This window comes from Stieleria mannarensis, from assembly GCF_014154935.1.
GTDB classification, from domain to species: Bacteria; Planctomycetota; Planctomycetia; order Pirellulales; family Pirellulaceae; genus Stieleria; species Stieleria mannarensis.
Genome location: NZ_JACEHH010000006.1, coordinates 179,829 through 193,205, shown reverse-complemented (window position 1 = coordinate 193,205; position 13,377 = coordinate 179,829). Strand labels below are relative to the sequence as shown.

9 protein-coding genes are annotated in these 13,377 nt (G+C 61.2%); 4 read left to right on the top strand and 5 right to left on the bottom strand.

Features of this window, described 5'->3' with window-relative positions; genetic code table 11:
* Positions 1-255: 255 nt before the first annotated feature.
* Complete coding sequence (gene hemL, locus H1B37_RS06505) at positions 256-1,557, top strand: glutamate-1-semialdehyde 2,1-aminomutase (RefSeq protein WP_182865815.1); 1,302 nt, start codon at positions 256-258, stop codon at positions 1,555-1,557.
* A 712-nt stretch (positions 1,558-2,269) separates the two neighbouring features.
* On the opposite strand, the gene H1B37_RS06500 is transcribed toward hemL, so the two are convergent.
* The 4 genes from H1B37_RS06500 to H1B37_RS34335 form a co-directional block, all read right to left on the bottom strand.
* On the bottom strand, positions 2,270-3,643 hold the full coding sequence (locus tag H1B37_RS06500) for a sensor histidine kinase (RefSeq protein WP_353620789.1): 1,374 nt from the start codon (positions 3,641-3,643) through the stop codon (positions 2,270-2,272).
* Positions 3,644-3,647: 4 nt separating this feature from the next.
* Positions 3,648-4,976 carry a PP2C family protein-serine/threonine phosphatase gene (locus tag H1B37_RS06495; RefSeq protein ID WP_353620788.1) on the bottom strand — a complete coding sequence of 443 codons (1,329 nt, stop codon included), beginning with the start codon at positions 4,974-4,976 and terminating at the stop codon, positions 3,648-3,650.
* A 144-nt stretch (positions 4,977-5,120) separates the two neighbouring features.
* Positions 5,121-5,726 carry a nitroreductase family protein gene (locus H1B37_RS06490; RefSeq protein ID WP_182865814.1) on the bottom strand — a complete coding sequence of 202 codons (606 nt, stop codon included), beginning with the start codon at positions 5,724-5,726 and terminating at the stop codon, positions 5,121-5,123.
* Positions 5,727-6,024: 298 nt separating this feature from the next.
* A complete protein-coding gene (locus tag H1B37_RS34335; RefSeq protein WP_182865813.1) occupies positions 6,025-7,530 on the bottom strand; it encodes a SpoIIE family protein phosphatase in 1,506 nt (501 codons plus the stop codon).
* Positions 7,531-7,823: 293 nt separating this feature from the next.
* Here H1B37_RS34335 and H1B37_RS06480 point away from each other — a divergent pair, with 293 nt between their 5' ends.
* Positions 7,824-8,615, top strand: coding sequence for a hypothetical protein (locus H1B37_RS06480; RefSeq protein ID WP_182865812.1), 792 nt, complete (start codon positions 7,824-7,826; stop codon positions 8,613-8,615).
* Positions 8,616-8,831: 216 nt separating this feature from the next.
* Complete coding sequence (locus H1B37_RS06475; RefSeq protein WP_182865811.1) at positions 8,832-11,285, top strand: TolC family protein; 2,454 nt, start codon at positions 8,832-8,834, stop codon at positions 11,283-11,285.
* 395 nt (positions 11,286-11,680) lie between these two features.
* Here H1B37_RS06475 and H1B37_RS06470 read toward each other — a convergent pair whose 3' ends face one another.
* Positions 11,681-12,043 (bottom strand): hypothetical protein, encoded by a 363-nt coding sequence (locus tag H1B37_RS06470; protein WP_182865810.1) that lies wholly within the window; start codon positions 12,041-12,043, stop codon positions 11,681-11,683.
* An 89-nt stretch (positions 12,044-12,132) separates the two neighbouring features.
* Here H1B37_RS06470 and H1B37_RS06465 point away from each other — a divergent pair, with 89 nt between their 5' ends.
* A complete protein-coding gene (locus tag H1B37_RS06465; RefSeq protein WP_182865809.1) occupies positions 12,133-13,329 on the top strand; it encodes a hypothetical protein in 1,197 nt (398 codons plus the stop codon).
* Positions 13,330-13,377 lie beyond the last annotated feature (48 nt).

Sequence of the window (13,377 nt, the reverse complement as noted above, 5' to 3'; positions counted from 1 at the left end):
CGGGTGAGGGTAAGAAAATTTTGGAGGTAGGAAGATTGTGGAGAGCGCGGGGGGGAGAGTTAATCGCTCATTTTCCTACCTCCAAAATTTTCTTACCCATCGCTTCGATCTTTTCCGCCTTCATCCTACCGCTGGACGTTTGACCGGAGCGGCGGAGGCAAGACTTTTCGTCGAAGTTTGGCAGGGTTTCGCCCGGTCTCGGATTGGCTGACAATGGCGTCTCTTTCCTTCCCCGAAACAGGACCATTTTCAGCTATGACCGAGCCCCGTCGATTTGCCGGCGAAAAAAGCGTCGCCGCGTTTGAACGAGCCCGCAAACTCATGCCCGGCGGTGTGAACAGTCCCGCTCGCGCGTTCGGCGCCGTCGGCGGCACGCCGTTGTTCATCGACCATGCCGATGGTCCCTATCTGTTTGACATCGATGGAAAACGCTACATCGACTACATCGGATCCTGGGGGCCGATGATTCTGGGGCACCGCCCGCCGGCGGTGATCGACGCGATTCAAAAGGCGGTCGCCAAGGGGACCAGTTACGGCGCGCCGACCGAGGCCGAATCGCGGTTGGCTCAGCAGATCATTGACGCGGTGCCGAGTGTTGAAAAAGTCCGGCTGGTCAACAGCGGGACCGAGGCGACGATGAGTGCGATTCGCGTGGCACGCGGGGCGACCGGGCGACACAAAGTCATCAAGTTCGCGGGCAACTACCACGGCCACGTCGACAGTCTGTTGGTCGCCGCCGGCAGCGCCGCGGCGACGCTGGGCGTTCCCGATTCGCCCGGTGTCACCCCCGGGGCCGGCCAAGACACGATCGTGCTGGAGTACAACGATTGCGCGGGAGTGAAAAACGCGTTTGCCAAGTACTCTGGCGAGATCGCCGCGGTGATCCTGGAACCGGTCGTCGGCAACATGGGCTGTGTTCCGCCGACGATGGAGTTCCTGGAAACACTTCGCCAGGAAACACTTTCGGATCATTCGATTTTGATCTTTGACGAAGTGATGACCGGTTTCCGGTTGGCCTATGGCGGTGCCCAGGAGCGGTTCGGTGTCGTGCCCGACATGACCACCCTTGGCAAAGTCGTTGGCGGCGGGATGCCGCTGGGAGCCTATGGCGGCCGCGCGGACATCATGGACAACGTCTTGCCGGCGGGGAAAGTCTTTCAGGCGGGAACGCTGAGCGGGAACCCGGTCGCGGTCGCCGCGGGCAGCGCGACGCTGGAGCAGTTGGCCGACGATCCGCCCTACGAACAACTCGATCGCATGGGAGATCGCTTGGCCGACGGATTGCACGCCGCCGCCGCCAAGCATGGGCTGCCCCACCAGGTCCAACACGTCGGCAGCATGTTGACGCTGTTTTTCAACGCCCGCCCGGTGACCAATTGGCCCGAAGCGGATCGCAGTGATCGGGAAGCCTTTGGACGTTACTTCTGGGGGCTGATCGAAAAAGGCATCTACATGCCGTGCAGCCAATTCGAAGCGTTGTTCTTCAGCAACCTGCACACCGAAGCCTTGATCGACGAAACCATCGACGCGGCGGATCAGGTGATGGCGGCGTTGTGAGGGCCTGTTGATTCACCAGCCCGCGGCGCTAGGCTTTGTCCCTAAACCCGTAGCGGAAGCCGCCAAGGCTTTCGTCTCGCAGCAGTTCCTTCCTCGTTCCAAGGCTCGGAACGTGAAATTAATTGCTGCTTCATTACGGTGCGTTCCCTCTCCCAAATAGCTCCCCTCTCCCAAAAACAGATCGCGCGAAAAATAGTGAGCACAGAGTGACGTTGACCGCGATCTGTTTTGGGGAGAGGGGCTGGGGGTGAGGGGCTCGTCATCTATTCGCTGCACATTGATTGTTCCACCAAATCCCCTTCGACTCTGTGATGCAATTGTTGCCGGCTCACTTCACTTCGGTGTGGAATCTCTGCGTCAGATCTGCCACGCTCCCAAACTTCGTCGACGCCTGGGAATCCCCCTCACCCCCGGCCCCTCTCCCCCAGAAAACCTGACTCGCTGAAGCTCGCCAGGTTTTCTGGGGGCGAGGGGAGCCAGAATCATCAATATCGTCTTGCAATGAAACGAGTCTAAAAAACTTTGTCTGGCAACATTGTCTTGCTCGCAATGGTAGGGAATTGGTCAGCAATTTATTTCACGTTCCCCGCCTTGGAACGCACTTTCGGTGTGGCTCCCGCCACACGCGGCCTTGTGCCCCTGGAGAGGCGGAGCCCGGGAACGAGTGAAGGCAGCGAGGGGGCAGTCGCCTAAAGGCGAGACACCAACATCTCTACGGCACGTTTTCCGGTTTGGCGATCGGCAACGTGACCACCGCCGAGGTGCCTTGGCCGGGGGCGGAGTGAAAACTGAGTGAACCGCCCAGTTGAGAGACGACGTTGCGGGTCAGGTAGAGCCCCAGCCCGATGCCGCGGCCGGGTTCTTTGGTGGTGAAGAACGGGTCGCCGACGCGGCCGAGGACCTCGTCGGTCATCCCCTGGCCTTCATCGGTGACGATGAATTCCACGTTCCGTCGATCGAGTCTTGATTCGACCCGCACACGGCCCTCGACCCCGCTGGCATCGAGCCCGTTGTGGATCAGATTGCGGATCGCCTGGGCGACTGCTTCTTCGGGCATCCAAAGCGTTTTGTTTTCGACCGCTTCGGTTCCATCGACCACGTCCACGCGGTGCGGATCACGCACGCCTTCGAGTGTGGCATCGATCAGTTCCCCGACGGTCGTGCGAAACCACTCTTGGGCCATCGAATCGCCGGCGGCGCCGCGCATCCGTTGCAGGATGTGTCGGCACAAATCCAGTTGGTGATCGATCAGTTTCAAATCCTGGTCGACCGTGGCGGGTTTATCGACGTCTTCCAGGTGCCGTGACAATTCACGCGCGACGACATCGATGGTCGAAAGCGGGGTGGCCAGTTCATGCGCAGCGCCGGCGGCCAAGGTGGTCAACGATTCCAACTTGCGATCGGCGGCTTTGGCCAATTGATATTCGCGCAGCTGGCGTTCGCGTGCCCGCAACAGACCGCTGGTTCGGGTGACGAAGTAAGTGACGACCGACGCGCAGGTGCCGAAGGCCAGCATCAGTCCGCCGGTGCGAAGATCGAATCCGCCCGAGACGGTTTCGCTGCTGAGTTCTTTGACGGGAATGCTGTAACGCAAGATCAGCGCGTAGCCGAGCGTCGCAACGACCGTCAATGACCAAGCGGCCTTGGGCCAGATCATCACTCCGCCGACGGCCAGATTGACGAAGTAAAAGAAACTGAACGGATTGGCCGCGCCGCCGCTGTAATAAAGCATGGCGGTCAGGGTGGCCAGGTCCAGCAACATCAACCCCAGGGCGACCTTTTGAACCTCCGGCGACCCGTCATGTTCCGCCAGCTCTCGGTCGGAATCCAGTTGACGGGCCTGCTGTTCGGGGGTGTTGTAGCGTCGCAGCCAAACGCCGTAGATCAGGTTGGTGACCGCGGTCAGCGCGACCAACCCCAGCAGCGGCGCGTAGGGCAGTTGGACACCGATGCCCCACCCGGCCAACAAAATGGTCACCAATTGCCCGGCGACGGCAAACGACCGCAGGTGCAGCAACCAGGCCGAAGATCCGAGTCGGGCCGAGGGCAGCAGCGGAATCGCAAGACGGACGGCGGGCTGATTCACGGGATCAGTGATCGATGGCGGTTTCGTCGGCCGAGCGGTTGTGTTGCTCGCGCAATTGATGCATCGTTTCGACGATCGCTTTGGCTTGCAGATGAATCGCGGTCTTGCCGTCGCCACGCCCCATGGCCGCCAAACCTTCCTGTTGAAACTGATCGATCTGGTGCCAATCCATCATCCAGTTTTTCAGTTTGGCGGCCTCGCGCAGTTCCTCCACCGTCTTTCCCAACCGATCGAAAAGCGTTTGATCCGGTTTGGACATGTAGCGTCGATACGGGGCGTTGCCGCCATAGGCTTTGGGAATCCCGCCGCGTTCGCCGGATCCGGACGAGGATCGTCGTCGCGTCTGTGTTTTCAGGTTGGAATAAAAGGTGGCGGCGACGACGCCGGAGATCAACGCGCCCAAGAGCGTGATGATCATCACGCCGTCGTTGAGTCGCAGAAACAGAAACACGAGCGACAGGATCGCCAGCAGGACGGCGACCACCAGCGAGACGACCATGCCGCGGTAGGTGGACGCGTCTTCGGCGACCGGTTTGGCAGGTGCTTTTTTGTCGTCGATCAAGGGGCCTTCGGTGACGGTGGTCACGACGACCGTGGTGTTGTCCGGTCCGCCGCGCAGATTGGCCAGATCGACCAACACCTCCACCGCCAGCTCTTCCGGCAAACAGTCCAACAAGGTTGCCATCTCGACATCGTCGACCTGGCCGGACAACCCGTCACTGCACAATAAAAACTTATCGCCCAATTCCAATTCGAAGGGACCTTCGATATCGATTTGCACTTCCGAATTCGGACCGAGCGATCGCGTGATGACGTTTTTCGGAAGTGCCTGTCCGAGCGCGCTGTCGGGATGCACCTGCCCACTGGCTTGGACTTCCCAAACCAGCGAGTGGTCGAAGGTCATCTGTTCAAAGACGCCACGCCGCAACCGGTACACGCGTGAATCGCCGACGTGGGCGATGATGCCTCCCACCGGCAGCAACGCCAACGTGCTGGCGGTCGTCCCCATGTTGTGGAATTCGGGGTTCTGCTGTCCCCGCTGGTAGATTTCCGCGTTGGCCTCGGCGACCGCCACGTGCAACGAGTTTTTCGCATCGGGGACCGCGGTGCGAAAGTAATTCATCGCGATCAGTTCGGCCGCCATGCTGCTGGCCAATTCACCGGCCGCGTGGGCTCCCATGCCGTCGGCGACGATGAACAGATGACCGCGACTGTCGAACCGCTCGCGCGATTGGGCGGGGATCACGGAATACGAATCCTGGTTGTTGGTTCGGCGCATGCCGACGTCGGTGCGTGAGGCACAGACGACTCCAGGGTTCCAAGATTCCGACACCGATCGTTTATCCAGCTGTGATGATTAAATGCAAAGGTGGTTGGCTGTGGCCGGTCAGGGGGCATTGAGCAGCCGCAAGTTCTTATTGTATTCGGCCAAGACCACGGTGGGAGATCGGCGGCCGTCGGGCACACCGTGGTTGGATCATTTCCAACCGACCGGGCGACCCCATGATTGACTGAACACGTGTTCGGAAAGTGGATTTCGTCTTCGCGCCGATGCTTCGCGCGCCGCCAACGCCCGGGCGTCTTCATCGCTCGGCTCGGATGTTTCGGGATAGCCGATCGCGATCGCGGTTGCCGGCTCAAATTCGTCCGGGATCTGGTATTCGGTCCGCACCTGACTGAGATTCACGCCAGCCATCTGATGGACCTGCAAGCCGATCGCGGCGGCCTGCAGCGCCAGGTGGGCGGCGGCTTGGCCCAGATCGTGCAGTGCGACGCGATTGGGGTTTTCGTTGCGAGAAAACGTGCGGCGGTAGGCCGTCAGCACCAGGGCGCCGGCGTTGGCAGCCCAGGCTTGGTTCGCCTCCATCAAGCAACCGAGCATCTTTTGAAATTCGTCGCCCTGCTCGCGGGTGGCGACGATCCAGCGCCAGGGTTGCTCGTTAAAACTGCTGGCCGCCCAGGTGGCGGCTTCAAAACATTGTGCGAGTTTTTCCTGCTCGACCGGCCGGGGGGTGAAGCGATAGGGGCTCCAGCGCTGTTCGATCGGGGAAACAAGCTCCCGCAGCGTGGGATTGGGCGTCATTGGCAACAGAGATCTCTTGGGGTCTGGGAGGGGGCCGCTGGGGGTCACGGTGCCGGGGGTCACGGTGCCGGGGGTCACGGTGCCGGGGGTCACGGTGCCGGGGGTCACGGCGCCGAGGGTGACGGCGCCGGGGGTCACGGTGCCGGGGGTCACGGTGCCGGGGGTCACGGTGCCGAGAGGACGCGAAAACCGTCTGGCGTTCGCATCGCGATCCTTGGAGGTTACCCTCGCCGGCGGGTGCGACTTTCACAGCATACCGATTTTATCCCCGCATTTGTGGATCACTGGCTCAAAAAAATCAGCCGCGTCGCCGTGAAAGCGACAAAAGTCCGCGCTCGTGACGATTGGGAAAACCTGCCATTTCACGACGCAACACCGCCAGCGCGTTTTGTTCACTCTGCAGGGCCGATCGCATGCAGCATCCCACCAGTTCTTGGCTGATCCCGTCGGCCCGCAACCCTTGCCCATACGTCACCAACGTTTCACCTTCGGCCAGCCGGAACTCCGACTCATAACATTCGATCTTCATCGCCGTGCCGAGCGGTTTGTCGCCCGTTCGCGTCAGCGGGCGATAGCCGTACTTGCCGGCAATCAATCCCGCGATGTCGCCGGCGGAGGCCAGTTCACCCTGGCCGGTTTCCGGATTCAGACGGGCGTAGAGCAACGAGACCAGCTGGTCGGTGGTGTTCGTTTCCCACAAGGTGTCGTTGATCCGTTGCAGCATCTGGTGGGGCGTGTGTTGATAACCGCTGTGCGCGGTCAGGGCGGCCCGAGCGGTCGCGGCGATCATCGCACCCCCGGCACGCGGGTCCGACGCCTCGGCCATCGCCAAGATCATTGATCCGTCGGGCAGAACGTCCCACATGTGCCAACCGGTCGACCAGTCGTGCGGCGATTCGATCATTCCGTCGACCAGCCATCCCGGCGCCAACCACTTGCCCACGGGTAGGGACGAGTATTGCCACGCGGCGATGTCGTTGATCGCGTCGACCGAACTGCGGTTGCGTTGTTCGCGGCGGACCTGGGCGGCCGACGAGAGTTCTTGCGTGATCTGAGACGACGCCATTTGCGCGATCGCCGAATGGGACGGATCCAATTGCTTCGGGTCGTTGGCGAACAACCACAGCGTACCGATCGGTAGGTCGCCTTTGTAGATCGCCGTGCAGACGGCCGCGCCGAACGATTCCGGTGCGTTCCACGTTTCTGCCAGATGGCCGCGGAGGTCGTCCATCAGCACCGCGTCCTGGACCATCGCTTCCAAATCGGCGCGACTGCCACGCAACATCCGCGGCTCGCTCTTGAGTCGATCCGACGGCAATCCGACCACCACGCGGGTCTTCAGGTATTGCGTCTCGTCGTCCAGCATGTAGACCGCCGCGGCATCAAACCCGGTCGCCTGGATGGCCCGCTCGAGCGTCAGATGGATCGCTTCGGATGCCGCCTCGCTGCGGGCCGGAGAAAATTGAACCGTCGCCAGACTTGCCAATTCGATCTCTTGGCGGCGGACCAGCGATTGCAACTCGTCGATTTCGGTCGCCATCGCCCGCGCCACGCTGGCCAGTTCTGTTGCGGTTTCCTTGACCACCGGCGGTTGGGAATCGGCCGGATCGTCGGCCATCACATCCATCTGCACCGCCGGCAAGACCTGCACGCCGTCGGCCTTGTGCCGGTCGTCGATCCGCCATCCGGTCGCCGCGGAAAAGGCACTCCAAAATTGGTCGCTCGAAGACTGGCCGGGGCGGGCGGCGGTTTGAGCGTCTTCGCCCAGGTGAAGTCGAAGGTAGGACGGTACAGGTGTGCTCACGAGAATCTGCTCTGGCAAATGGAAAGCGAATGACGGATGAAATCGCTCGGAATCCCGAGTCGAACGCTGTCTGGCGATCCTTGCCGTAGGGGTTCGGATCGACCGCAATCGCAATCGCGCTGAACGGATTTGCCAGCAAAGTTTCCGGAGTTTGCCAGCCGGCCGCCCCTGGCCGGAATGATCGTTAGCAACGTCGCAACTGGTGCTCAAAGCGAAATCCAGCACAGAGCGACTGTCCCGGTCGAACATAAGGGCAGGGTTCGTGTGATCGTTACCGGGAAAAGGATGTCCCCATGATTCAGCTTGATTTGAACTTTGTTTCGGCATTGGCCAAGTCGCGCCGCGCCGCCGCGTTTGCCGGTTTTGCCGCTCTGACGGTCGCGATGACCGGTTTGGCCGCCGCGCATCACCCCGACCGCGAGAACCAGACGGTTCACCCACGTGTTGATGTGATCGGACCGCTGGGCAATCGGCTGCATCCCAGCTATCGCCGCGTCTACAACCGTCCGACCTACTTGGGCGGCAAGCTGGCCTACCTGATCGCGCCGTCCAGCCAGGAAGCGATGGCCTGGCATCGTGCCGTCCACAGCGGCGGCTATGAAAAGCCCAAAAAGCATCTGCGGTTGGAGCAGCATTACTTCTATCCCAAGCCGTACCACGCGATGGACGTCGGACCGCGACGTCCCAGCAACCCGCGGGCGGGTGTCGCGTCGGATGCCGAGATGCTGGAAACCGCCCCGCTGCCGACCCGTTCTGCGACCGAGGGCGAACCACAGACCGATCCGCTTCCCGAGCCAGCCGATGTGCCGGAGCTGGACGGGCCGCAATTGGAATTGCCCGAGATCGAAGCAGGTGACGGGGTGCAATCCTCGTCCGACGCTGGCGCGCTGTCCGCTTGGGAAGTCCACGTTTCCCAGTCCGCTCCGCTTGCCAACGGGACGACGATCGCCGAACTGGTCAGTGGTGGGAAAGCCCGCGGCGTGAAACGCGAGCAATCCGCGGTTTCACAGCAAGACACGGTCTCCGAGCCGCTGATCGACAGCGCCAAACCGCCGATTTTCACGCCCAGCTGGCGAACTCGATAGAACTCCAGAATTCTTGGCAGAACCGTCAAAGTTTACCAACTCTGCCACCGATACCCACTCTTGGACAAGGTTTCTCACGGTTTATGACGTAGTGAGCCTGAGTGACCTTGGTGGGGGGCTTCCGTTTGGACTGCTCGCGACTGACTTCATCATTCGATGTGATCCTCCTTCACGATCGAAGGGTGACCGAAGTCGCGGCCTAGGGAAGCTCAGGGCATGAATCGCTCGTTGTTTCGAATCGCTGCGCACCTGCAACTCGTTTTGGCGATTGTATTGGCGACTGGATGTACGCCGACGCAACCGTTCTTTGTGAATGAGTCGCCGGATTTACAGCACTACCTCAACACTGCCACGTCGATCGAGTATCCCGACGTGGAAGTTGCCAGTATGCCGGAGGCGACCGAGTCGTTGCCGCCGCTGACGGTAGGCAATCATAACTACGAATTCTGGAACATGACGCTGGAAGAATGCGTCACGATGGCGCTGCAAAATGCGCGGTTCCTGATGACCACCGGCGGAACGGCGGAGACGCGCCAGAACATCGCCGCCCAGTTCGTCAGCGGATCACCGGGCCAGTTCGGCAGCGTCTATGACGTCGCGCTCCAGCAATCGACCACCCAATCGATTCCGATCACGACTGACAGCAACGGCAACCGGTTGCTGCCCCGAGGAGCCGTGCGGGCCAACCAGATCGGCGGCGTCGAGGACGCGTTGGCCGAATTCGACGCGGTCGTCAGCGGGTTCATCGATTCGTCCACCACCGACCGGCCGCAAAACGTCGGCAGTGGCAACACGATCAACCGTCAGTTCACCGTCGCCCAAAACTCGTCGCAACAGTCCGCGATCAGCAAACGGTTTGCGACCGGTGGCGTCGCAACGCTGCGTCAACAAATCCTGTACTCGCGAAACAACACCGAGCTGAGCAGCATTTCGCGGCTGTACGCCAGCGACTACACCGCCATCGTCGAAGCCCAAGTCCAACACCCGCTGCTTCGCAATCGCGGCACCTACATCAACCGCATTCCTGTCATGTTGGCCAGCATGAACGAGGACATTTCGATCGCGACGTTCGAACAACAAATTCGCAACCTGGTCCGTGACGTCGAAGTCGCTTACTGGGATCTGTACCTGACCTATCGAGCTGTCGCGACCGCCACGATCGCACGCGACAGTGCTCAAGCGACCGCCGAATTCACCAAACTGAACATGGACGCCGGCACCGGGACGATTCAAGAATTGTCGCAGTCGGTCGGCCAGTACTGGAATCTGCAACGCCGTCTGACCGCGGCACTCAATGGATCGAACTTGCCCGGCGACGACCGCTTCGGCGTCTACGGCCGCGAACGCGCGCTGCGAGAACTGCTCGGTTTGACCGCAACCGACGGACGTTTGATCCGACCGATCGACGAACCGACACAGGCTCGTGTGGATTTCCAGTGGTCCGACTCGGTCGCGCAGATGTTGTACCTGAGCCCCGAACTCCGCAGCCAAAAGTACTCGATCAAACAAGCCGAACTGGAACTGGCCTTGGCCAAGAACCAAGTCCTGCCCGACGTGAACCTGTCGCTGTTGTATCGCTACGTCGGCTTGGGGGACACACTGGGGCCTCCCGGACGTGACCGCGATCCGTTCCCCGCCGCTGGCAGCAGTGCACTGGCCAGTTTAACCAGTGGAGACTTCCAAGAGGGTGTGGTTCGTCTGGAGTTCTCGATGCCCGTGGGAGTCCGACGCGAACTGGCGCGGATCCGAAACGCACAATTGACACTTCGCCAGCGACAAGAGTTCCTGCAAGAGTCCGAGCGATTGGCCGTCAGCCAACTCAGCGACGCGATCGGCAAATCCGCTAGCCACTTCTCGCAACTGCAAGATGCGGCCAACGAGTGGCAAGCCGCCGAGCAAGAAGTTGACGCGCGGATGTTGGAGTACCAAAAGGGACTCAGCCCCGTGAACGTCGTGCTGCAAAGTCAACAGCGTCGTGCCGAAGCCCAGATTTCGTACTACCGTGCTCTGGTCGAATACAACAAATCGATCAACTATGTCGACTACCTTCGCGGCACCTTGCTGGCCAACAGCAACATCGCACTGCGGGAAGGTCCCTGGAACAGCAAGGCCTACTGCGACGCTTTGGAACGTGCACGTGAACGATCGGCAGGATACAAGTTGCAATACGGTGTGACGCGACCGGGTGTCGTGCGACGCGGACCGGTCGGTGACGCCAACGCCGCGGTCGAAGTGATGGGGTTCAGCGATTCGTCGTCCGGCCAGATCGTCTCGCCCGAACAAGCCGGATCGATGGGGATGTTCGAAAAATCCTACAACGAAGTGGCTCCGGTCGAAGACATGCCGCTGGAACAATACGGATCACCCAGCGAAATGCTCAATCCCCAGCCGATCAATCCGCCGGTGATTCCCGTCCCCGATCCGTCGGTGACGGAACCCGAGTCGTCGGCTCCATCTGACGGCACCCCGGCCGTGCCATCCCGGGACAGCAGCATTCTGGTCCCCGGTCAGCCGTCCGGTTCGATCGCACCGATCAGCTATCAAACCGAGCAGGTGGCTCCAGCCGCCGCGGCCGAATCGGTCGCCACCGCCTCGGGGGCACCCGTTCCGGTCCGCCGAACCGCGGTCCCCAAAGCTCCTCGTTCCGCCCCAACGCAAGTGGCACGCTGATCGCCACGCATTGGACCCTCGGTCCAACCATCAATCCATCCGTAGGGCGGAGGAATCGTATGGCCGTTCCCGAGACGCTTCGGGAGTAATGGGCGGCCATGCCAACGACTAGCTCGAGTCGCACTCACAAGGTGCCTCGAGCTTTTCGTCGTTGATTTCGTAGCGGAAGCCGCCAAGGCTTTCGCCATTGCAGTTCGCTCTCAAACTCCGCGGCGCCCCTCGCTCACGCTTCGCGCCTGGAAAGATCCGGTGAATCTTGCTGAGCCGAGCATGACAACAAACCGTTGGCGGCTTCCGCTACGCGATGATCGAAAGCCTTGGCGGCTTTCGCTACGCGATGATCGAAAGCCTTGGCGGCTTCCGCTACGAGTGATCGATCTGACGATTGCCCGTGTTCACGCCACTTCGTCGTAAACCAACTCCTCCCCGATCCAGATCCGAAAGCGACGGATCCGCAATCCTCGCGAAAAGTCGATTTCGATGCGGCCTTGGCGACGATTCGCGTCAAGCGACTCGGGCAACCGAAACTCGGCCTGTTTTTTCAACCCGATCCAGCTGATCTGGCGCCAAACCCGCTCGCCAGCAATGTCGATCGTTTGGCGGAACCACCAACCGGAATAAACGAACTCCGCCTCGATCGGGTGCCGGATCTCGACCACGCGATACAGGAACGCCCCCTCCTTTCGGCGGGAGTGTTCGCCAAAGTAGCCTTTCTGCAAAGGCGCCTCGGCGGTGACGGAATATGGGTTAATGCTCACGCTGTTTGCTTGCCCGGGGAAATCCCTCAAGCTAGTATGACTGGTCCGCTCGTTCTACACCCGGTTTCTACGTCTGTCAGAGTTTCCCGATGCGTACGTTTACACAGCCCCTGATGCCCTCACTGAGCATCGTGACGCCGGCCATTTTTGCGCTCGCGAGTCTGGTCTGGACCGATTTTGCGGCCGCCGCCGAGGGTGACGGCCAGCACTTGGTGGTCCAACAGTGGGTCGCGGCCAGCGCCGAAGGCCGACTGGATGCGGTGATTGTAGCGCCGGACACGTCGGCAGACACCCTCCCGGCGGGCAGCATCGGCGTTTCGCTCGTTTCTCAAGAGGGCGCGATCTATCGGGCTCAGCCGTCAGCCGAATCAGGTTTTCAGTATTCCTTTGCCGGGGTGCCCGACGGTGTCTACACCCTGGTGACCCGCGGCCCGAACCTCGTCGCCTGCTATGCCGTGCATGTGGTTGCCGCCAGTGACCGGCAAATCGACCCGCGGCATCATCAACTGGAGATCGCCGCCGCCGGGCTGCGTGTCAACAAAGTCAGAAACTCGGTGATCCGATACATGCCGTCGACCATCCCATTTGTGGCGGCATTTGAAGGCCCCCATGGGGTCAAGCTGATGAATGAGCTGCGTGCCGAGCACACCTACCGCGTCGCCCAAACGGCCGGCGGGATCTCGGGACGGATTTATCGTGCCGGGGCGAACGATGGCCAGCTTGACGGTGCCGCCGGCACCAACGTTTTGCTGTACCAAAACCGCGAGCTGATCGGACAGGCGATCACCGAAGCCGACGGCAGCTTTACGATCGACTCGTTGGCCCCCGGGTTTTACTCGGTCATCGCCATCGGTCCTGACGGAATCGGCGTGGTCGGAGTCCAACTGGTCGAAGAAGTGCTTGCCAGCAGCGAATCAGTCGGCGATGACGGCCGGCAGTTGGTCGCACTCCAGGCATCGACGTTCCAGCCCCAGTTTGAATTGCAGCTCGCGCCCAGCGGTTTAGAATCGCCGGCGATCGAGGAGCTGATTGAAGACCAACCGCAACAGCCCGAAATCCTGCCTCCCGGTGAGCCGGGATTGCCCGTTGAAACCGCGTCGATGGAAGGTGCACCCGTCGGTGGTGGCGGGGGAGGCGGTGGCGGAGCCGGCGGTGGCGTCGGTGGACGCGGCAGTCTGCTGCCCGTGTTGGGATTCGCAGCGGCCGGAGCCGCGTTCGCGGCCGGATCTTCGGACGACGACGACGCGTTTTCCACACCGCCGGTGACCAGCCCGATCACGCCTTAGTGCCGCCTCATTCCCAGACTCCGCTTGAGAACAAGGTGGGGAGCGCCA

What these genes read in the sequence shown, in the direction of transcription:
- hemL (WP_182865815.1), top strand. Translation starts at nt 256, where the DNA reads ATGACCGAGCCCCGTCGATTTGCCGGCGAAAAAAGCGTCGCCGCGTTT.
- H1B37_RS06490 (WP_182865814.1), bottom strand. Translation starts at nt 5,726, where the DNA reads ATGACGCCCAATCCCACGCTGCGGGAGCTTGTTTCCCCGATCGAACAG.
- H1B37_RS06480 (WP_182865812.1), top strand. Translation starts at nt 7,824, where the DNA reads ATGATTCAGCTTGATTTGAACTTTGTTTCGGCATTGGCCAAGTCGCGC.
- H1B37_RS06475 (WP_182865811.1), top strand. Translation starts at nt 8,832, where the DNA reads ATGAATCGCTCGTTGTTTCGAATCGCTGCGCACCTGCAACTCGTTTTG.
- H1B37_RS06465 (WP_182865809.1), top strand. Translation starts at nt 12,133, where the DNA reads ATGCGTACGTTTACACAGCCCCTGATGCCCTCACTGAGCATCGTGACG.